The organism is Acinetobacter sp. R933-2 (assembly GCF_030325485.1).
Lineage (GTDB): Bacteria > Pseudomonadota > Gammaproteobacteria > Pseudomonadales > Moraxellaceae > Acinetobacter > Acinetobacter sichuanensis.
In genome coordinates, this window is the sequence record NZ_JACAIJ010000011.1 from 30,235 (window position 1) to 51,513 (window position 21,279).

Genomic DNA, 21,279 nt, shown 5'->3' on the forward strand with positions numbered 1-21,279 from the left:
GAGTTTTGATGCTTAATTTGGCTTTAATTAGAAATAGCTGTGATTGTATGCTGCTTATTATGTTGTAAATCTGCTATGCTATGCAACTTCCGTTTATTGATTAAAATTTGAGGCAGAGATGACGCAACATAACGCTCAATCGACTTCTGAACAACACATTTCCGAAAACGATTTAATTGCACAGCGTCATGCCAAGTTAAAGCAAATTCAAGATCACGCCAAGGAAACAGGTGTTAGCCCATGGCCAAATACCTTTAAGCGTGAGCATTACGCACAAGACTTACAAGATCAATTCGCTGATCAAACTAAAGAACAAATCGAAGCTGGCGAACATGTATATGTAAAAGTTGCAGGACGTGTAATGTTGAATCGTGGGTCATTTATTGTGATCCAAGACATGACTGGGCGTATTCAACTTTATGTTGCACGTAAAGAGCTTGCACCAGAAGTATTAGAAACGATTAAGAGCTTAGACCTTGGCGATATTATTGCTGTAGAAGGGTATATTGGTCGTTCTGGTAAGGGTGACTTATATGTTCATATCGAACATTTTGAGTTATTAACTAAGTCTTTACGTCCTCTTCCAGACAAGTTTCATGGTTTATCTGACACAGAAGCAAAATATCGTAAACGTTATTTAGACCTGATTGTAAATGAAGAAACACGCAAAACCTTTGAAATCCGTGCCAAAGTGGTTGCAGGTATTCGTGCATTTTTGACCAATGAACGCTATATGGAAGTCGAAACGCCAATGATGCATGTGATTCCGGGTGGTGCGTCTGCACGTCCATTTGAAACACATCATAATGCATTAGACATGCCATTGTTTTTACGTATTGCACCTGAACTTTACTTAAAACGTTTGGTTGTCGGTGGTTTTGAACGTGTATTTGAAATTAACCGTAACTTCCGTAATGAAGGGGTTTCAACACGTCATAATCCAGAATTTACCATGATCGAATTCTATCAAGCTTATGCAGATTATAAAGATTTGATGGAATTGACTGAAAATATGCTGGAAAAACTGGCAATTGATATTTTGGGTTCAACCGATGTCCCTTATGGCGAAGAAGTGTATAGCTTCAAAGGTCCATTCAAGAAAATTTCAATGTTTGATGCCATTCTTGAGAACAATCCACAGTTCACTCCTGAAAATGTCGGTGATCGTGATTTCCTTGCTAACTTTGTTAAAAATGAACTGAAAGAGCAAGTGAAACCTGGTTTTGGTTTAGGCAAGTTGCAAACGATTGTATTTGAAGAAACTGTTGAAACTAAACTTCGTCAACCGACTTTCATTACTGAATATCCTGCGGAAACTTCACCATTAGCACGTCGTAATGATGACAATCCACATATCACGGATCGTTTTGAATTCTTCATTGGTGGTCGTGAGTTGGCAAATGGTTTCTCTGAGTTAAACGACCCAATTGATCAAGCGGAACGTTTCCAAGCACAGGTTGCTGAAAAAGATGCAGGTGATGATGAAGCGATGCATTATGATGCAGACTTCGTTGAAGCACTTGAATATGGCTTACCTCCAACAGCAGGTGAAGGCATCGGGATCGACCGTTTGGTGATGTTATTTGCTAATGCACCAAGTATTCGTGATGTGATTTTGTTCCCACATATGCGTCACAAAAACTAATTTTTTGCTATGCAAGAAAAAGCCGCTGAACTCAGCGGCTTTTTTATGAGGTCTATTTTAGGTTTTTATCTAAATTATTCATAATTTTAGGCATTAATTGTTGTATTTTAACTTGCATGAGTTGCATTGATTTATTCATCACTAAAGGCATTTTCTCAATTGTTGATTGTCCCACAGGTGTTTTATAAAAAGCGATCAAGCCATCGACTTCTTCTTGGTCAAATGTGTCTGCATAAATTTGAATAAAATCGCCTTTCAGCGTTTTCCAGTTCAGTTCATTTAAGATCAATGTATTACTTTCTTTTAAATACTGGTCTATTTTAGTTTTTTCCTTATCTGTTATTTTGACACCTTGTGCTTCAAGAGATTGATTCATACTTTCTTGCATGACAGGGAGAACTTGGCTTTGAGTTTGCTCAATAAGTTGTTCCGTTTTTGTGATTTTTAAGAGTTCTTCAATAGACGCATGAGAAGCTGGTGCGGCGAAGCTTTGTTGTGTTGTCAGTAAAATTAAAAATAGTATCCAAAGGTGCATTTTCTTCTTCATTTTAAATTTCTCAGTTAACATTATTTTTATACCTATCATTATATTTTACTCAATTAGATTTATAGATTGAGCGTAGAGAACTCAATATTAATTGAGCTTTTTATGATACTTGTTAAAATATTGTAATAAAACAGTTTCACCATTGAAAAAAAATGTGAAAAAAACTAAGGTGGAGCGCAGCAATGTCTAGAGAATAAATGCGCATGTTTTTAAAGAAATCCTTATATGCTGCCGTGTTAGCAAGTTTGTCTTTGCCCGTTTTTGCACAAGGTTTAGTGCTTAATAATGAAGATATTCGTACAGATTTAAACTGGTTAAATCAACAAGGTGTGATTCAAATTAGCACATCAACTTGGCCAATGAGTGGTGATGAAATTCAGCGCGCTTTATCTCAAGCAAAAGTTTCTGACAATACACAACAAAAAGTGATTGACTCGATTCAAAATGCATTAAAAGCAGATAACCAAATGGCAAAAGTTGGTTTATTTGCTGAAACAGATCAAAAAAATATTCCACAAGCTTTTGGTGATAACCAAAAAGCACAATATGCTGCTTCATTGGAGTTGAATGCAGGCGGTGAAAACTGGGATGCGAAATTACGTGTAACTGGTGAGAAAGACCCGCAAATTGATAATGGACAAGATGTCAATGTTGAAGGTTCTTATCTTGCAGGAAAATTATTCAACCAATGGGTGATTGCAGGTCAAATTCCAACGTATTGGGGACCTGGACATGATGGTAGTTTGATTCGTGGTGATGCCAGTCGTCCTGTCTATGGCTTTACTGCACAACGTGCAGAACAAAATGCCTTTGAATCGAAATGGTTGTCTTGGATTGGACCTTGGCAATATCAAGCATTTGTAGGTCGCTTAGATGATTATAAAGCAGTACCAGATACGAATTTAGTGGGTTTACGTTTAACTGCACAGCCTTTACCTTATTTAGAGTTAGGTGCATCACGTACTTTCCAAATTGATGGTGAAGGTCAGCCTGGGAGTGCAAAAGCTTACTGGAATGCTTTTGTTGGTAAAGATAACGAATGTAATGCACAAGGCTGTTCAGGAGAAAGAAATGCATCAAACCAATTGGCAGGTTTTGATGCTCGTTTGAATTTACAACAATTGGCTAACGTTCCGATGAGCTTGTATGGGCAATTTATTGGTGAAGATGAAGCTGGTTTATTACCCTCTAAAAAAATGTATTTAGCGGGTGCAGATTATTCTTCATCTTATAAAGATATGCCATTCCAAGTTTATGCTGAATGGGCGAACACCGAAACAAATGGTGATGCAAAAGGCATTTCTTATAACCATCACATTTATAAAGATGGATATTATCAGCATGGTTTTTCTTTAGGTCATGCGATGGGTGGTGATGGTGAAATGGTCTCAGTTGGTGGTGATATTCGCTTTGATCTTATGAATCGTCTAAGTGGTCGTGCGATTTTTGCTAAAGTAAATCAATCAAATCGTTTAACCAATGTCACTTTCCCCGAAGATGATAAAATTAAGGCACTTGATTTAACTTGGACACATTATTTAAAACCGACTGTGCCTTTAAAAATTAATGCTTGGGTAAGTGATTCAGATCATCAAGGGAATGATGCAGGTGCATCGGTTGGTGTTGAAATTCCATTAGATAAAGCAATTTTTGGTTATTAATTGTCCATTAAATGCCAAGAAATACCTGAACTCAGGGATACTTGGCAGAGCTAAAGTCATTTAAACTGTGAAGACTTCTTTAAATGACCATAAAGAAGTAATTCCTACCATTAAAGATATAATTTAAATATTATATTTTTAATCGTTTTATAGCCTATTTGAAAAAATAGGCTTTTTTTTTAATATTTTGAATTTATATCCCTATTTAGGGAGTAGATGAAAAAAATAGATCGCTTAATATGAAAAGACTTCTTTCTGACCATAAAGAAGTATTCCTACCATTAGGAATATAATCGCTAAATTATATTTCTAATCGTCTTTATAGCTTATCTCCAGAGATAAGCTTTTTTTATTTTTATTTTGATTTAGCCGTATAAAAGCAAGAATTTATAGATAAAAAATTCAAAATCATTTCTATAATGCCTTTTTATATTGAATAAACCCTGTTTTGTTGGCGATACGATCATATAGATATTGAGCTGTGATATTGGATTCTTGAGTCAGCCAATAAATACGATCAAATTTTCTAGCACAGACGCTATAACTATGTTCAATCAGTTGACGTGCTAAACCTTGATTTCTAAACTGCTCATTGACATACAAATCTTGTAAATAGCAATAAGGTAAATCTGTCCACATACTCATATGGGAAATTAAGTGCACAAAACCTGCCACTTGACCCTCAATTTGAATCGCATAACCAAACATATCTGCTTGTTCAGGATTTGTGATGCGCTTCCAAGATAATCTTATTTGTTCATCTGTCAGTTGTGATTTATAAAAGTTTAAATAACCTTGCCAAAGTGGAAGCCATTGTTCGAAATTAATTTCTTCTAGAGGTATAATCTGTGCGGTCATAATGAACTCAAGTATTTTGTTTATGATGTTTTTATATATCAATATAAAAAAACAAGCAAAAGAACTCAAGTGTAAATCATTATAATGAATATAAATTTTAATATGTGTAATAAGTACACCTTTTTGTGAGCTGGTGCTGTCAATGTCTATATCTGAGGAAAGACTTACTCATCTCAAACAGCTTGAAGCTGAGAGTATTCATATTATCCGTGAAGTTGCTGCTGAGTTTGAAAACCCAGTCATGCTTTACTCGATCGGGAAAGACTCAGCGGTTATGCTGCATCTTGCTTTAAAAGCATTCTATCCTGCCCAACTTCCATTCCCACTGTTGCATGTCGATACAGGCTGGAAGTTTAAGGACATGATCACATTCCGTGACAATATGGCAAAACAACACGGATTTGATTTGATTGTGCATCAAAATAAAGAAGGTAAAGATGCCAATGTAAACCCATTTGATTATGGTAGCTCAAAATATACCGACATTATGAAAACTCAAGGCTTAAAACAAGCACTTGATAAATATCAGTTTGATGCTGCATTTGGTGGTGCGCGTCGTGACGAGGAAAAGTCTCGTGCCAAAGAGCGTGTTTACTCTTTCCGTGACTCAAAACATCGTTGGGATCCAAAAAATCAACGTCCTGAACTTTGGAATCTTTATAACGGTAAGGTGAACAAAGGCGAAAGTATTCGTGTATTCCCATTGTCGAACTGGACCGAGCTGGATATCTGGCAATATATTTACCAAGAGAGCATTCCTTTAGTGCCTTTGTATTTGGCTGCGGAACGTCCTGTGGTTGAACGTGATGGCACACTGATCATGGTGGATGATGAACGTATGCGCCTGAAAGAAGGTGAAGTTCCACAAATGAAATCGGTACGTTTCCGTACTTTAGGCTGTTATCCATTGACAGGTGCGGTGGAGTCTACAGCAGACACATTGCCTGAAATTATCCAAGAAATGCTTTTGGCAACGAGTTCTGAGCGTCAAGGTCGTATGATTGACCATGATGAAGCGGGCTCGATGGAAAAGAAAAAGCAGGAAGGTTATTTCTAAGAATCTCTCCCGACCTCTCTTTAGAAAAGAGAGGAGAATTTCCCCCTTTGAAAAAGGGGGATACAGGGGGATTAAAAGAAACCGATTTCTAAAGAATATGTGGAGCTTTGAGCAATGTCTCATCAATCAGAATTGATTAGCCAAGATATTTTGGCGTATTTAAAACAGCACGAAAATAAAGACTTATTACGCTTTTTAACTTGCGGTAATGTGGATGATGGTAAATCGACTTTAATTGGTCGTTTGCTTTACGATTCAAAATTGATCTATGAAGATCAATTACAAGCTGTGACGCGTGACTCTAAAAAAGTCGGTACGACAGGTGATGCACCTGACTTAGCGTTACTTGTAGATGGTCTGCAAGCTGAACGTGAGCAAGGGATTACCATTGATGTTGCGTATCGTTATTTCTCCACAGAAAAACGTAAGTTCATTATTGCCGATACTCCGGGACATGAGCAATATACCCGTAACATGGCGACTGGTGCATCTACGGCTGACCTTGCGATTATTTTGATTGATGCGCGATATGGCGTACAAACCCAGACCCGTCGCCATACGTATATTGCGAGCCTACTCGGTATTCGTAATATTGTGGTTGCGATCAATAAAATGGATCTGGTTGAATTCTCTGAAGCACGTTTCAACGAGATTCAGGAAGAATACAATACTTTCGTCAACCAATTGGGTGATCGTAAGCCTGCTAATATTATCTTCTCACCAATTTCTGCATTGAATGGTGATAACGTCGTCAACAAGTCTGCAAATACACCATGGTACAAGGGTCAAACCTTGATGGAAACTTTGGAAACCGTTGAAATTTCGCGTGATACCAGCGCACATGAATTCCGTTTTCCTGTGCAATACGTCAACCGTCCAAATCTCGACTTCCGTGGTTTCTGCGGTACGATTGCTTTAGGTTCAGTCAAAGTTGGTGATGAAATCGTTACCTTACCTTCAGGCAAGAAATCGACGGTGAAAGAAATTGTAACCTTTGATGGTAATCTGGATCATGCGATTGCAGGTCAGGCTGTAACGCTGACGTTGAATGATGAGATTGATGTTTCCCGTGGTAATGTCTTGGTGAAAGCGGGTGAACAACCATCTTTATCACGTTCTGTACGTGCAACCGTGGTGTGGATGGCAGATCAGCCTTTGGTGGTTGGTAAGTTATATAACATCAAAATTGGTACGCAAACTGTTCCTGCCAAAGTTGAGAAAATTAACTACCGTACCAATGTGAATACTTTGGAAAAAACTCAGGTCGATCAACTGGATTTAAATGCGATTGCCGATGTTGAAATCGAGTTTGATGCACCCGTATTGTTTGACCGTTATCAGGACAGCCGTTATACAGGTTCTTTCATCTTCATTGACCGTTTAAGCAACGTGACTGTTGGTGCAGGTATGGTTGAGGCTGCAGTTGAATGGACTGCACATGATGAACCTGTGACTGCGGAAGCACGTGCTGCGCGCTTAGGTCAAAAACCTGCTGCTGTAACTGTGACGACCAAAGGATTGGAGCAAGCGCAAGTACTTGAAAGCTTGCTCATTCAACAAGGTGTAGTGGCAATTGCTAAAGCAGGTTTAACAGTTAAACAGGTTACTTTGCTGCGTCAAACAGGTGTCGTGGTTGTAACAGATGTTGAGCAGGGTACGGATGTTACTTTTGCTCAGGAAACAGCAGAAGAATTGGCTGAGAAAATTGTAGAATTGGTTCGTCTTTAATAGATTGAATTGAGTTAAGAAAACCCGCTTAGGCGGGTTTTTTATTTTCATAAATGATCAAGTCAACTTCATCCATGGAATAATGACTTTAGAAATAGAGATAAATCCTAGATAAAAAAGAGCAATACCTGTTATTGCAAAGCAGATGATATCCACCCCATCTTCCTTAAAATTTTGGTATAAACAAAAAAACACTGAAAGTATTGCGAATAAAATACTTGTTGGTATAAAAAAGAACAATAATTGACGTTGCAATTGAATTTTATCTTTGGCTTTTGATGATGGCAAATAATCATTTGCCTGAACTGTTAAAACATGACCATCTTCAAGTAATAATTCTCCTCGTACAAAAAGTATAATAGGTCTGGTTGGGTCAACTACACTTTTTTGATTGGTGGTTATAAATAGTGCATGATCTAACTTATATGTTGTCTTACTATTTAAAGGATATATAGATTGAGCATCATAGATAAGATTTGCCTGAAGATATGAATATTGTTTTTTTATGACATGTTTTTTGAGTTGAGGGTCATAAATTGAAAATGTTGGGGTTTCTTTACGTGCATTAATTCCTGAATGATTATATTTTAACTCAAATAAATCATCAGACAGTTTGACTGTTTTCCAATCTTTAACCTGATGATATTCATATATAAACATCGCTTGTTTTAGTTCGTTAAAGGCAAGATTTTGAAAGAAAAACCCAATAAAAATGAGAAAAATAATAAACATTATCTCAATCGAAAATTCTTTTTCTGTTTTGGGGTCTTCTGAGATCTGATTAACCATTAAAACCCCGATATGTTCCCTTTATTTGGATAAGTAAACTGGTGTTGTAGGTCTAAATTAAATTTTTGTTTTGAAGCTAATTCAACATTCCATTGGTTAATATTGGGTTGACCTTGCCACGTTGTGTGATTTGGCTGTGGTTGATAGGTTGAATGCGTCATTAATTTTCCATTGCGACTTTGCGGTTCAGCTTCAAATACAGTCAGTTGAACAGGGTAAGGGTGTAAGTTCTCAATACTATACTGTTGCTTTTGAACGGTTTGAAACTTAGCATCTGCAACAGGTCTTTTTTGATCTGATAAATCAATCACATGAATTTTAATTTGATCATCTGTACCAAAGCTTATTTCTAAATGATCAGAAGTCCCATTTTGCCATTGGCGTTCACCAACAAAATCACCATCACGATATAATTTGACTAAACCATGAGGTAAATGATCATCAAGTTTTGCAATACTAGCAATCATAGAAGCCTTTTGGCTTTGTTTTGGAATGACCCAAAGAGAAAGTTGGGCAGGAAAGCTTTCACTGCTTAAAGGTAAATAAATTTGTTGCTGACTGCTATAAATTGTAGCTTGCGTATCGGAACGAAACTCGGTGCTCAGGTTTAAATTGTTTGCCTGAAATTGCGGAAATTGTGGTTCTTGCGCTAAAGAGTCTTGAGTGTTGGAAAGTTTAGCAACAGGTGCAGGCATGGCAGCTTCTTGAAATGAATATCCTGCATTGAAAGGCGTGACACGAATGGGCTGAGGCTCATAATAATCTACCCACCAGTTTTGTGGTGTTAATTGCTGTACATAGCCTTGTGGTGTGGCGGTAGAAAGCGTTAATTTGACATTTGACCAATCTTCTCCTGTTTTTTGTGCAATCATAGCCATGCGTGTGAGTTTTACTTGTTTGGTCTGTGTATCAAGTTCAGCTTTATAAATGGGTTGCCAGCGCGCATAAGGCACTAAATAACTCATTCTAATTACACCATTTTGTGGTGCTTTGACATAAAATTTAAGGCTGCGTTGTTTAAATTGATGATCTCCAACGGCTGCTAAATCTTGTCTTAATTCTTGTAGTCGTTGCTCAAGTTTCACTTTTTCAGCTTTGGCTTGGTCAATCGCAATAAAAGCGTCATAAGCCTGTTTTCGTACTTTATTGGCAGAGCCTTTTGTTAGATTGGTTAAGAAATTATTTTGCAATTCGGCTGCTTGAATAATCGAGTTTTGTTCTGAGATTTTATTTTCAATCTGTTCTATTTGCGTTTTTAATTCACGAGACTCAGCACCTGAAGGCTTATCTAAGGCACTGTCTTGGTGGGAAACAGCATTTACCTCAATATTATTTTCAGTTTGATATTGTAATTGAGAAATATCAAAATTTGCAGCAAGACCTTGTAATGTGACAATATTTTCCCCAGATTTTACGGGAATGTTACGCTCAATTTTTGCTGTGTTTGGATAAAGCGTAACATTGGAAATAGGTGCATCAGTAAGTGTTAAAGCAAAACTCATCGAAATAGGTAAATTTAATAGGCTGAAATAGACTATTGGTTTAATTTTCATGTTTTATCTCTATATAGGAATAAATTAAAATTAGCTAAATAGCCTATAAAATATAATAAGCACGTTACTTTTGAATTGGATTATACAAAAAATGAAAAAGCCTCAGAATGAGGCTTAGAATTAGTGCGCAGTTGAATTTACAGCAGAAAGGTATTTTTGAATATATTCAGTTCGTAATTCATTACGTTGTCCTGCTGTTTCGGCTTTTTGCATTTTTTGACGCATTTCATTGCGTTCAGTGCTGCTCATTTGTTGCCAAACTTCACGCATTTTTTGTTTTTCTTCATCTGGAAGTTGTGTAAACCAATCCATTTTTTGTTGTAAGGCAATACTTTGCTCTTCAGGAATTTCCTTGAGGTTTTGATAGCGTTTAATTAATGCACGTTGCTCATCATCAGAAAGAGAGTCCCATGTATCATTGGCTTGAGTGGTCGTATCTTTGGAAAAAATCCAAAAACGCTCTAAGCCAGCAAAACTTGTTTGCAAAAAACCGATAGCACAAAAAGCCAAAACTAATTTTTTAGCTGCCATGGGAATTTTTATCCTCACCAAAAACTGATAACATTTCTAAATCTTCCATCATTTGTGGTGAAAGTTTAGGGCTCACAGCAACATGCTGTTGAGTTGGTTTTGTTGGTTTAGTATCGAACGCATTTGGTAAAACAATAATACCTGTCAATGCTGCTGCTAGAGCAAAACCTGTCATTTTCCAGTTGCCATAACGAGACGTTGATTTGTCTTGAATATGATCAAGGACATTGTTCATCACAACTGCTTTATTGCGATGATTATGTGCAAGCCCGTCTAACTTGGATGTGACTTGTTTTGTAAAATCATCATTATTCATCCGATGATCCTCCATAAGGATTTAAATGCGATAACGTAGTTCTCAATCCTTGAATCGCCCTATGGTAATGGGTCTTAACGCTACCTTCTGTGCAATTCATGATAGATGCTGTGGTTTGGGTGTCAAAACCTTCCCATGCACGTAACATAAATGCTTGTTGCTGACGCACAGGTAAGCGACTAATCGCTTCCTGAATTTCTTCAATCGTAAGGTCTTGATCTAAAAACTGTAATGGATTTGGCGTTGACTCATCGACGATGTCCATTGCTTCTTCATCATCATTATCTAAGCTGACTTTACGAAATAATGAAAAAGGTGAAGCACGACGAGCTTCTTTACGACGCCAATCCTGTAACTTGTTGTTTAAAATCGTATAAAATAGGGGATACCATTCTTCAGTGGATTTTTCAGCATAAGATTTGTGCAGTGAAATAAAAGCTTCTTGGACTAAGTCCATCGCGATGCCATTATGCCCCTGAGTTGCACTTTCCATCATTACTAAGGCACGACCTGTCACATCCTGCATAAAAAACTTCAGGCGTTGTTCAGCAGTACTCTTTAGAGCGGCGGCTGTTTCAGACTGTGACTTCTTTGGCGCTAAATCCATAGAGATGGAAAATCCCGTCATTGGGTACCCACCATTATTTTATAAACCTATCTATATAACGTTTAAAAACTCTGATGGGTTGACACATAAAAACAATTATTTTTATCAGTTTAAAGGATTTTTGAAGATGAAAGGTAAATCAATAAAATAAATTAACGAATTAAAGTCGTTGACGTACCATTTCAAAGAAACATACTGAACCTGCAATAGCAACATTGAGTGATTCTTGTCCACCTGGTTGCGGGATGGTGACAGCTTGAGCATGTTGCAAGGCAAATTCTGAAACACCTTGACCTTCATTTCCTAAAATCCACACGCATTGTGAGCGTAAGTTTTTGCTGTATAAGCTTTCTGACTCGTGAGAGCTTGTGACATAAACGGGAATTTTAAATTGTTTTAGAATGTCTTCTAAGACAATATTTTCATAGGTGTGTAAGGAAAAATGAGCACCCATTCCTGCGCGTAAAACACGTGGTGACCAGAGTGAAGCTGAACCTTTGGTACATACGACTTGTTCAATGCCTGCTGCCGCGGCAGAGCGTAGTAATGTACCTACATTTCCGGGATCTTGTACATTTTCCAAAATGAGGGTATCTTCAGTAAAATTTAAAGCCTGTGTAGATGTTGGTAAATCTACAATAGCTAAACATGCTAAAGTGGTACCTAAAGTACTTAAATCTTTATATAAAACTTCGCTGACGACAAAAATAACACCTTGATAATATTCTGTAATTTTTACAAAATCTTCGTGTTCAAGTGCATGTTCAGTGGTGAAAATTGATTTGATTTTACGGTTTTTTTCTAGCCAAGAAAGACACAAGTGGGTGCCTTCAAGTACAGTCTGACCTTGTTTCTTACGATAAGTATTCTGTTCGATTAATCCACGTAAGTGTTTGATTTTGGGATTGTCACGAGATTCTAGAAAAATGGTTGGCATGGGAGTGCATCCAATAAATGTAAGTAGGGGTTGTGCAATTGCGACAACCCCTGAATGGACTTACTCCCTTAAAGTAAGAGAGTAAAATATAAAAATCAGTTGTGGTAATGAGTCACTAAATCAACTTCATTTTTTGAACCAATCACGACAGGTACACGTTGATGGAGTTCAGTTGGCTGAATCTCTAAAATACGAACACGACCTGTTGTAGATGCGCCACCTGCTTGCTCTACAAGCATACTCATCGGGTTTGCTTCATACATTAAACGTAAACGACCTGCTTTTTTCGGATCTTTAGTATCGTATGGATATAAGAAAATACCACTACGGCAAAGAATACGATGAATGTCACCTACCATACATGCAACCCAACGCATATTGAAATCTTTTTCACGAACAGATGTTTTACCTGCTTGTAATTCTTCAATATAACGTTTTACTGGTGCTTCCCAGTGGCGTTGATTTGATGCATTAATCGCATATTCTTTAGTCTCTTCTGCAACTTGAATATTTTCAGATGTTAAGAGGAATTGTTGAGTTTCAGGGTTAAATGTAAAGAATACAGTACCAGCACCTACAGTTAATGCCATCATGGTAGATGGACCATAGAGCACATAACCTGCAGCAACTTGTTGTGTACCTGCTTGCATGAAATCTTCGGCTTGGGTTACGGCATTTTTAGCAGGTAAAATAGAAAAAATTGTACCTACGCACATGTTGATATCAATATTACTTGAACCATCAAGTGGGTCAAATAAGACTAAATATTGACCATTATCTTGTGCAGGGGTAAATTCATCAAGTTCTTCAGAAGCTAAACCGCCCACATTTTTGTTATTTTTTAACGCATCAATTAAATAATCGTTAGAAATAACATCAAGTTTCTTTTGCTCTTCGCCTTGTACATTTTCGTGTTGTGCGCTACCTAAAACACCTGCCAATGCACCTTTTTGAAGAAGTTGGTCAATAGATTTACAAGTGTTAGCAATAGTTTCGATAACATCAGCAAGTTCAGGTGTTAAATTCCCTTGTTGTTGTTCTAAGTACTGGGATAAAGTACGATTTGACATAGCAAAGCTGCTCCAATAAAAGCGATAATTTTCTAACAAATTAAACAATTCGGCTATTTTAGATGAGTTTGACTCAAAATAAAAATTATCCTGCATTATTTGTCATATTTTTACGCTTGCAAGTATTTTATAAACTGTTATGTTGAAGATACAGAAGAATAGAGTAAAGGAGCACTCATATGACCGTACAAAAGTTTGAAGCGACTCCAACGCCAACTGATGGTATTGATTTAAATGAAATTAGTGCCGAAAATGTGAAGGACGCTTGGAAGGATTACGAAGCAAAACCTGAATATAAAAAGTTCAATAAGCATGATCTTATCGAGTCCATGCAAAGCCCCAAGCCTGAGGAATCAAAAGCGTAGCTTATAAAAATGCCCATGATCATAATGGGCATTTTTAATTGGGAATAAATAATTCTAAATGAGATTTTAAATTATTTTAAAAGTGGAGGAACTGCTTCATAGTTTAATTCTACACGACGGTTTTCTTTCCAAGCTGCTTCATTATGACCTGCATTGATTGGCATTTCTTTACCATAACTTACAGCTTCTAATTGGCTTGCATTAACACCATTGGTAATTAAATAGCTTTGTACTGCTTTTGCACGGCGTTCACCGAGTGCCATGTTATATTCACGTGTACCACGCTCATCTGTATGACCTGTCAAAGCAATTTTAGAGTTTGCATTTGCAACTAAAAATTGAGCATGTGCTTGAAGTGTTTGATAGTCTTCATTTGAAAGATCACTGCTGTCATAGTCAAAATGAACCACACGTTTTGCAAGAAAAGCTTTATTTGCTTCAGTAACACCTTTTGAAGATGCACCTGCTAAGTTTTGAGCATTTAATGCAGCATCTTCACTTAAACCACTTGTATTGACGCTATTTGGGTTTGTTGTTGCATTGGCATCAGTGGTTGGTTTGCGGTTTGCACAACCTGTCATGACCAAACTTACTGCAAGTAAAGGTAGTGCTAAATATTTAATCGTATTCATTGTTAACTCCATAAAGTTATTTTAAAATTTACCGCATTATTGAAATAAAAACATCTATATTTGAATTATTTAGGTGCCCATGCAGGTTCACGAACTTCACCTTGTTCACTTGGTAAGTTCATGCGGAAACGACCATCTGTTGACATGATCGATAATAATCCACGTGAGCCTTCACGTGTTGCATAAACCACCATTTGTCCATTTGGAGAAAAACTTGGTGATTCATCTAGACTGGTAGGCGTCAAGATATTTGTGATACCTGTTGAGATTTCTTGAATCGCAACTTTATAGTTACTACCAGATGGTCGGTGTACAAGCGCAACATATTTACCATCCGCACTTAAAGAACCTCGTGCATTAAATGCACCACGGAACGTTAAGCGTTTGGTTGTACCATCTGCCAAGTTATAGCGATAAATTTGTGCTGAGCCACCGCGGTCAGAGGTAAAGATAAATGATTTACCATCTGGGGCATAGCGTGCTTCGGTATCAATCGCACTATCATTGGTCATACGTTTAACTTGACGAGTTTCTAAATCCATTTGATAAATTTCAGGATTGTCATGCATAGATGCAGTAAACAGCATGAATTTACCATCTGGTGAGAAGCTTGGAGCACCATTTAAACCACGGAAGCTTGCAAATTTTTCACGCTGCCCTGTAGCAAGGTCTTGTACATAAATCGCAGGGCGTTTAGTTTCAAAAGAAACATATGCAATTTTTTGTGCATCAGGCGTCCAAGCAGGTGATAAAATTGGATCACGTGATGTCAAAATAGTTTTTGGTTGTTCGCCATCTGTGTCAGCGATTTGTAAGGTATAACGTTGCTCAGGTGTGGCAGGGTTACGTAGCACATAGGCAATACGTCCACTAAAATCACCTTTGATACCTGTCAGAGCTTGATAAATCGCATCAGAGATCATATGTGCTGCGGAGCGTAAACGTGATGCAGGCACAGTTAATAATTCATTGAGTAAGAATTGTTGTTTTTCCACATCGTAGAGTTGGTAGTGTACTGCTAATGAACCATCAGGGTTGGTTTTAGTATCGCCCACAACCACATAAGGAACGCCACTTGCTTTCCATGCTTCTGCATTAATATTATTTAAGCTTGCTGTTGCAGGAAGGTTTTTTGATGCACTACTAAAACGCCCAGAGCGGTTTAAGTCATTTTCTACAATAGGATAAATTGTTTGATCATTACCAAATGGCAGAATAGCAATTTTGGGTGCTTCTTCTGGTGCTTTAGCAATTTCTAAATGCAATTGTGCATATGTCGTGGTGACAAAGGCAGGGCTAAAAGCCATTATTACTGCCAAACCGAGTAAGTGTTTAGGCGTCATTTTCATGGGTGTTCATGTACTCAAAATATTGATATTTTAACTATGAATAGCTTTGTAGCATAAAGACATGATTTTAATCTATATAAAGCATGTAATTATGAATGTTCAATGAAATATTACTAGGAACTTTGAAAATTATAGACTTTATTTTTCATTTTCCTGATCTAAGTAATTTTGTGCAACTTTGACATAATGTCGAGCTGAATAGGGTAAAAATTCTTTTTCTGCTTCAGTCAGTGGTCGTATTTGTTGGACTGGACTGCCTACATAAAGATAGCCACTTTTTAGAACTTTACGTGGAGGAACTAAACTACCCGCACCGATCATGACATCATCTTCAATGATCACATCATCAAGTACGACGGTATTAATACCGATTAATACACGATCACCAATTTGACAACCATGTAAAGTGACATGATGCCCAACAGTAACATCTTCACCAATAATTAAAGGCGAACCATTTGGCTTGCTGTCTTTTTTATGGCTTACATGTAACATGCAATGATCTTGAACATTGCTATTTTGTCCAATTTTAATAGCATTGACATCACCACGAATCACAGCAAATGGCCAAACGGATACATTTTTTGCTAAGCTTACTTCACCTATAACCACGCTTAAGTCATCGATATAACAGGTTGAGTCAATCTTAGGATGATGTTCTAAATAACCACGAATATTTTTTTTCATAAGATTTTTTACACGCGTAAAATTTACCAAGTGCAGTATAAAAGAAAAGCATTCATATCCTAGACATGAATGCTTCTTTTTGATGACATTTAAACAAAATTAAAATAAGTTGCTAAAGAACATTTTAATATGGTCAATCATACGTGCAAAAAAGCCTGCTTCTTCAACCGCATTTATTGCAACTAAAGGTTTTTCAGTAATGACTTTGCCATTGAGCGTAGCAGTCAATTTACCAATCACTTGTCCTTTTTGCAGTGGTGCATTTAAGTTCGGTTGAACTGAGATTTGCGTTTTAATGGCATTGGCTTGACCTTTTGGCATAGTGACATTAAATGCTTCAGGTAAACCTACTTGTACTTCACTTTCTTTACCAAAATAGACTTTGGCTTTTGCCATGACTTGGTTTGCAGGTTGTACATTAACAGTTTCAAAGTTTGAATAACCCCAAGAGAGTAATTCGCGTGTTTGTGATGCGCGTTCATTCATTGATGGTGCGCCAAAAATCACTGAAATTAATCGCATTGGACCTCGTTTTGCTGAAGTCGTTAAGCAAAAACCTGCTTCATTGGTATGACCTGTTTTTAAGCCATCTACACTTGGGTCAGTATATAAAAGGGCATTACGGTTACCTTGTTTAATGCCGTTAAAAGTAAATTCTTTTTCTGAATAAATTGGATAATATTTTGAACTATCGTGAATAATATGTTTGGCAAGCATTGCCATGTCTTTTGCAGTTGAATAATGACCTTCAGCTGGCATACCTGTCGCATTAATAAAACTTGTATTGCTCATGCCAATACGTTTAGCTTCTTGGTTCATTTCATGTACAAATGTACCTTCATTACCAGAAATATGCTCAGCCATTGCTTTTGATGCATCATTACCCGATTGGATAATAATACCACGCAGCATTTCAAGTACAGTTGCTGTGCCATTTAAAGGAACATACATACATGACTCTGTGCTGCTACCACGACACCAAGCCGATTCGTTCATACGAACCTTTTCGTCTTCTGTAAGGTCACCTTTGAGTAGTTTTTGTTCAATAATGTAACTCGTCATCATTTTTGTCATTGATGCAGGAGCGAGTTTTTCATTTTCATTCTTAGATGCAAGGATTTGCCCTGTCTCATAGTCCATCAAAACATAGGATTTATTATTTAATTCTGGTGGATTGGATAAAACAGTTGCTGCATAGGAAAATGAAGGAAAGAGTAACAATGCAGCGAGGGCGCTTTTTGGGGTCATTCTAGGTAGTTCCAATCTTTGTACGAGCACGAAAAGAGCCTAGCATTTTAGGACAAAGCAAAGCCGACTTCTATGGGGTAAGTCGGCTTATTTCATAGGATTTGTAACTAATTCGTTGCTTGTCGATTGGGTCAATTAGTTTTGTGGTTGATAGTTGAGCACATCTTCACAAACACCTGTGTTTGCTTCTTTTCCAGCTTTTTTAGCATCACCTTGTGCTTCTTTTAAGATGCTTTTAAAAGATTTTTCTTTCACTAATTTTTTAATTGTTGCTTCTGGGTCAGCAGCATCAGGAATAAAGTCTTTTAAAAGGCGTTGATAGCCTGCATCAAAGGCATCTTTATCTTTCACTAATTTTGGGCAAATATCTGAAAGTACATAGATTGCTGCTAATTCTTGATCTGTCACATTGACCTGTGTGACTTCAATTTTTTCATCATGAGCGTCTTCTTTTATTTGATCGGCTGCAAATGCATAAGGCATAGCAATAGAAGTAGATAAAATCCCCAGAGCAAAAGTTTTAAAAAGAGTACGCATAATGAGCCTTGTTAACTTAATGATTTGACTAGAATAAACGTATTCTATGAAAATAAAATAGAGAAAATGTATTGAAGATGTTGGATTTAAATAAAATAGCATCTTTTGGTGAAAATTTGACATCAGCTTGGGTACATGAATACAACACAGTATTCAAATTAGATCCCATTTTTTAGCGAATGCTTATTTAGTAACGTTTTTAGTAGTATTAGTAATAACAGCGAAGTTTTAACTCGCTTAAATCTGTGTAAATCAAAATAATCGGTCATATTTTGCTAAGATGAATCAGCAATATTGTCCGTTTAAATTGAAGAGAAATTGAGTGAATATTTTAATTGCCAATGATGATGGTGTGTTTGCACCCGGAATCCAAGCCTTAGCACAAGCTTTACGACCTTTAGGACGTGTTGTTATTGTGGCTCCTGAAAGTGAACGTAGTGGATTTTCTAGCGCATTGACTTTAGATCGACCACTGCGACCTGTACAGGTCACACAAGATGTTTGGGCAGTAAATGGTACGCCAGCAGATTGTGTTTACTTGGCAATGAATGGTTTATTTGATTTTGAATTTGATTTGGTTGTCAGTGGGATTAATAGTGGCGCGAATCTTGGTGATGATGTTTTATATTCAGGTACAGTGGGAGCTGCATTTGAAGGTCGTTTAATGAAGCAAGCAGCAATTGCAGTGTCATTAGCAGGCAGTAATGTCCGTTCTTATCTCAACCCAGAAGATTATGCAGTTGCAGCACAGTGGGTACACGACTTTATTGCTCAAGGTCTTCCTGTTTTGCCAGAACGTCACATTTTAAATATTAATATTCCTGATGTACAACAATTAAAAGGTGCTCAAATTACATATCAAGGAAGACGTATCCAGTCTAAACCAATCACCAGTCAGGTTGACCCACGTGGGCGTCAAGTATATTGGATTGGTTTAGCAGGGGAAGCGGTTACTGATCCTAAGAAAAATGACTTAGATATTCAATCTGATTTTTTCGCAGTCGCAAATGGCTATGTCAGTATTACACCCATCCAAATGGATGCAACCAATTACAGTGTTTTAAATCACTTACAACAACAGTTATTACACCCTGAAAAGCGCTAAATGAGCTCTATGTTATAAGTTTGTGAAAAAGCTGAGCTAAACCTTAAAAAGCTTGGCTTTTTTGCTAATCTTATACAACTTAACACTATTTCTGGAGAAAGAAATCAATGCTTTCGTTACGATCACAGCAACTTTATCTATCACCTAAAAGCTGGATAAATGCCATCGTTTTATCTTCCGCTGTGATTACTACTTTAGTCATGACAGGTTGTGCGTCAAAACCACAAATTAATAACCCTGTTCGCTATGCGAATGCACCTGATTATTATACTGTGCGTTCAGGTGATACATTGAGTGGTATTGCTGCACGTTATGGCTTAAGTTATATCAGTGTTGCTGAAATGAATGATATTGCACCGCCATATCGTATTTATGTGAATCAATCTATTCGTCTAAAAAAATCAAATAGTACAAATAATAATCGACCAGCTACACAAGCATTAAGTAATACTGATACAGGTATTCAACGTCAAACGATTACTCTACCAAGTAACCAGACCACAACAACAGCTAAGCCTGTAACGCCAACACCAGTTATTCCTGTAACACCAACAGTTCCAAGCACCACAACGCCAACAACTGTAGCATCAAATGGTTTGGTTTGGGTTAAACCATCTAATGGTGCTGTGATTGCTAACTATAATTTAGCTCAAAATATTAAAGGTATTCGTTTTGGTGGCAATGTCGGTGATCCAGTTGTTGCTGCTGCGGCTGGGCAGGTGGTTTATGCTGCCGATGGTCTAAAAGAATATGGTAATTTAGTCTTAGTTAAACATATTAATGGTTATATAACAGCCTACGCTCATAACAGTAAAATTTTAGTGAAAAGTGGCGATAATGTCACAGTTGGTCAGAAAATTGCGGAAATGGGCTCATCTGGTGCTACCCAAACTATGCTAGAGTTTCAAATTCGTTTAGATGGAAAACCGATTAATCCAGCAAATATTTTACCATCTGTCTAATTTATTTAATGCAAATATATATTTTCTTCGTATAATACAATGAGTTGCTTTTAACAAAAAGTGTGAAGCATCTCATAATTTCAGAGGGAAATTTATGTTAGATCAACTTCGAGCGATGGGTGTATTTGCTTGTGTCGTTGAAAAAAGCTCATTCAGTGGTGCTGCGCGCGAGCTTGGCATCACAACCAGTGCCGTTAGTCAGCAAGTTCGATCCCTAGAACAAGAAATGGAAGTAACTCTGCTTCATCGTTCTACACGTAAACTGAGTTTAACAGAAGCTGGTCAAGCCTTTTTTCATAGTTGCCAAGAAATGCTCGCAGCAGCAGAGCGCGGTAAAATTCGTATTAATGAATTGAGAGATGATTTAGTCGGTGAATTACGTATTGCAACCACACCTGAATTAGGTGCGACGCATGTTGTTCCTGCTTTATCTCATTGGATGTCTGCACATCGTGGATTGATGGTACATTTTGAAGCAGATAATCAATTTATTGATTTAATTCAAGAGCGTATTGATATTGCAATTCGCATGTGTGCAAAAGAAGAAGATTCGAATAATTTAACTGCAATACCATTGGCACGTGTTGACCAAGTGTTGGTGGCATCACCAAGTTATTTGAATCAAACGGCACCAATTGCACGTCCTGAAGATTTAATTAATCATGATTTAATTCCTGTTAATATCATGAAAAATTACCAAAGTTTTGCTTTTCAGCATGCAGTATCGGGTGAAAACATTCATGTAGAAATGCAGAATCGTTTACAAACCAATAATGTATTTGTTGCGAAATCTTTATGTCAAAATGGACATGGTATTGCGCGAATTTTATATTTAGATGTACAAAAAGAGTTAATGAATGGGACATTGGTTGAAGTATTACCAGATTGGAAATTACCAACCTTTACTTTAAATGCAATGACATTGAAACGTGAACAACAACCAATGAAAATTCATCGTTGTTTAGATGCTTTAAAACAGTATTTTAGTCAATTACCCGGTGGGCGTATTTATCAAGAAGCTTCTTGATTATTATAATTAAGCTTTATTTTTTTATAAGTTCATCACTCATTAACAAATTAACCGAGTTATTTAAA

Annotated in this window: 22 protein-coding genes; 8 read left to right on the forward strand and 14 right to left on the reverse strand. The window is 37.1% G+C overall.

From position 1 onward, the window contains the following. The first annotated feature begins 118 nt into the window (after nucleotides 1-118). On the forward strand, nucleotides 119-1,645 hold the full coding sequence (lysS, locus tag HX005_RS13375; RefSeq protein ID WP_286377727.1) for a lysine--tRNA ligase: 1,527 nt from the start codon (nucleotides 119-121) through the stop codon (nucleotides 1,643-1,645). Between the two features lie 52 nt (nucleotides 1,646-1,697). On the opposite strand, the gene HX005_RS13380 is transcribed toward lysS, so the two are convergent. Then, nucleotides 1,698-2,180, reverse strand: a complete 483-nt coding sequence (locus HX005_RS13380; RefSeq protein WP_286377728.1) for a DUF2059 domain-containing protein — start codon at nucleotides 2,178-2,180, stop codon at nucleotides 1,698-1,700. A gap of 215 nt (nucleotides 2,181-2,395) precedes the next feature. Here HX005_RS13380 and HX005_RS13385 point away from each other — a divergent pair, with 215 nt between their 5' ends. Continuing rightward, entirely contained in the window at nucleotides 2,396-3,853 is a 1,458-nt protein-coding gene (locus HX005_RS13385) for a capsule assembly Wzi family protein (protein WP_286377811.1), read from the forward strand. Between the two features lie 414 nt (nucleotides 3,854-4,267). Here HX005_RS13385 and HX005_RS13390 read toward each other — a convergent pair whose 3' ends face one another. Next, nucleotides 4,268-4,711 (reverse strand): GNAT family N-acetyltransferase, encoded by a 444-nt coding sequence (locus tag HX005_RS13390; RefSeq protein ID WP_286377729.1) that lies wholly within the window; start codon nucleotides 4,709-4,711, stop codon nucleotides 4,268-4,270. Between the two features lie 148 nt (nucleotides 4,712-4,859). On the opposite strand from HX005_RS13390, the gene cysD reads away from it, so the two are divergent. Further along, nucleotides 4,860-5,768 carry a sulfate adenylyltransferase subunit CysD gene (cysD, locus tag HX005_RS13395; RefSeq protein ID WP_286377812.1) on the forward strand — a complete coding sequence of 303 codons (909 nt, stop codon included), beginning with the start codon at nucleotides 4,860-4,862 and terminating at the stop codon, nucleotides 5,766-5,768. A gap of 114 nt (nucleotides 5,769-5,882) precedes the next feature. Further along, nucleotides 5,883-7,496 (forward strand): sulfate adenylyltransferase subunit CysN, encoded by a 1,614-nt coding sequence (gene cysN / locus HX005_RS13400; RefSeq protein ID WP_286377730.1) that lies wholly within the window; start codon nucleotides 5,883-5,885, stop codon nucleotides 7,494-7,496. Nucleotides 7,497-7,553: 57 nt separating this feature from the next. Here the strand turns inward: cysN and HX005_RS13405 are convergent, their stop codons facing one another. The 7 genes from HX005_RS13405 to HX005_RS13435 form a co-directional block, all read right to left on the reverse strand. After that, entirely contained in the window at nucleotides 7,554-8,285 is a 732-nt protein-coding gene (locus HX005_RS13405) for a hypothetical protein (RefSeq protein ID WP_286377731.1), read from the reverse strand. Continuing rightward, nucleotides 8,285-9,838 carry a DUF4139 domain-containing protein gene (locus HX005_RS13410; protein ID WP_286377732.1) on the reverse strand — a complete coding sequence of 518 codons (1,554 nt, stop codon included), beginning with the start codon at nucleotides 9,836-9,838 and terminating at the stop codon, nucleotides 8,285-8,287. Before HX005_RS13410 ends, HX005_RS13405 begins: the two co-directional genes overlap by 1 nt. Before the next feature lie 120 nt (nucleotides 9,839-9,958). Further along, on the reverse strand, nucleotides 9,959-10,369 hold the full coding sequence (locus HX005_RS13415; RefSeq protein WP_107007792.1) for a DUF3106 domain-containing protein: 411 nt from the start codon (nucleotides 10,367-10,369) through the stop codon (nucleotides 9,959-9,961). Next, complete coding sequence (locus HX005_RS13420) at nucleotides 10,359-10,685, reverse strand: hypothetical protein (protein ID WP_286377733.1); 327 nt, start codon at nucleotides 10,683-10,685, stop codon at nucleotides 10,359-10,361. Before HX005_RS13420 ends, HX005_RS13415 begins: the two co-directional genes overlap by 11 nt. Beyond that, entirely contained in the window at nucleotides 10,678-11,292 is a 615-nt protein-coding gene (locus tag HX005_RS13425) for an RNA polymerase sigma factor (protein WP_171405105.1), read from the reverse strand. The genes HX005_RS13420 and HX005_RS13425 overlap by 8 nt, the downstream gene beginning before the upstream one ends. Nucleotides 11,293-11,452: 160 nt before the next feature. Continuing rightward, nucleotides 11,453-12,229 (reverse strand): TrmH family RNA methyltransferase, encoded by a 777-nt coding sequence (locus HX005_RS13430; RefSeq protein ID WP_286377734.1) that lies wholly within the window; start codon nucleotides 12,227-12,229, stop codon nucleotides 11,453-11,455. A gap of 95 nt (nucleotides 12,230-12,324) precedes the next feature. Next, nucleotides 12,325-13,299 (reverse strand): class 1 fructose-bisphosphatase, encoded by a 975-nt coding sequence (locus HX005_RS13435; RefSeq protein ID WP_286377735.1) that lies wholly within the window; start codon nucleotides 13,297-13,299, stop codon nucleotides 12,325-12,327. Nucleotides 13,300-13,478: 179 nt separating this feature from the next. Here HX005_RS13435 and HX005_RS13440 point away from each other — a divergent pair, with 179 nt between their 5' ends. Then, complete coding sequence (locus HX005_RS13440) at nucleotides 13,479-13,664, forward strand: NF038105 family protein (protein WP_107007788.1); 186 nt, start codon at nucleotides 13,479-13,481, stop codon at nucleotides 13,662-13,664. A 71-nt stretch (nucleotides 13,665-13,735) separates the two neighbouring features. Here the strand turns inward: HX005_RS13440 and pal are convergent, their stop codons facing one another. The 5 genes from pal to HX005_RS13465 all read right to left on the reverse strand — a co-directional run bounded on the left by pal (nucleotide 13,736) and on the right by HX005_RS13465 (nucleotide 18,117). Next, nucleotides 13,736-14,296: a peptidoglycan-associated lipoprotein Pal gene (gene pal, locus HX005_RS13445; RefSeq protein WP_107007787.1), complete on the reverse strand. Its 561-nt coding sequence runs from the start codon at nucleotides 14,294-14,296 to the stop codon at nucleotides 13,736-13,738. 65 nt (nucleotides 14,297-14,361) lie between these two features. Next, a complete protein-coding gene (tolB, locus tag HX005_RS13450) occupies nucleotides 14,362-15,645 on the reverse strand; it encodes a Tol-Pal system beta propeller repeat protein TolB (protein WP_107007786.1) in 1,284 nt (427 codons plus the stop codon). Nucleotides 15,646-15,783: 138 nt separating this feature from the next. Beyond that, on the reverse strand, nucleotides 15,784-16,332 hold the full coding sequence (locus HX005_RS13455) for a gamma carbonic anhydrase family protein (protein ID WP_286377736.1): 549 nt from the start codon (nucleotides 16,330-16,332) through the stop codon (nucleotides 15,784-15,786). A gap of 99 nt (nucleotides 16,333-16,431) precedes the next feature. Next, a complete protein-coding gene (gene dacC / locus HX005_RS13460; RefSeq protein ID WP_107007784.1) occupies nucleotides 16,432-17,580 on the reverse strand; it encodes a D-alanyl-D-alanine carboxypeptidase PBP5/6 in 1,149 nt (382 codons plus the stop codon). A 135-nt stretch (nucleotides 17,581-17,715) separates the two neighbouring features. After that, on the reverse strand, nucleotides 17,716-18,117 hold the full coding sequence (locus HX005_RS13465; RefSeq protein ID WP_502872745.1) for an MCR_0457 family protein: 402 nt from the start codon (nucleotides 18,115-18,117) through the stop codon (nucleotides 17,716-17,718). 322 nt (nucleotides 18,118-18,439) lie between these two features. Here HX005_RS13465 and surE point away from each other — a divergent pair, with 322 nt between their 5' ends. The 3 genes from surE to HX005_RS13480 all read left to right on the forward strand — a co-directional run bounded on the left by surE (nucleotide 18,440) and on the right by HX005_RS13480 (nucleotide 21,211). Beyond that, the gene (surE, locus tag HX005_RS13470) at nucleotides 18,440-19,222 is read left to right on the forward strand and encodes a 5'/3'-nucleotidase SurE (protein WP_286377737.1); all 783 of its coding nucleotides are present in this window, start codon (nucleotides 18,440-18,442) and stop codon (nucleotides 19,220-19,222) included. A 107-nt stretch (nucleotides 19,223-19,329) separates the two neighbouring features. Continuing rightward, nucleotides 19,330-20,184, forward strand: coding sequence for a peptidoglycan DD-metalloendopeptidase family protein (locus HX005_RS13475; RefSeq protein ID WP_286377738.1), 855 nt, complete (start codon nucleotides 19,330-19,332; stop codon nucleotides 20,182-20,184). Between the two features lie 94 nt (nucleotides 20,185-20,278). Further along, on the forward strand, nucleotides 20,279-21,211 hold the full coding sequence (locus HX005_RS13480; protein ID WP_107007780.1) for a LysR family transcriptional regulator: 933 nt from the start codon (nucleotides 20,279-20,281) through the stop codon (nucleotides 21,209-21,211). The last annotated feature ends 68 nt before the right edge of the window (nucleotides 21,212-21,279 follow it).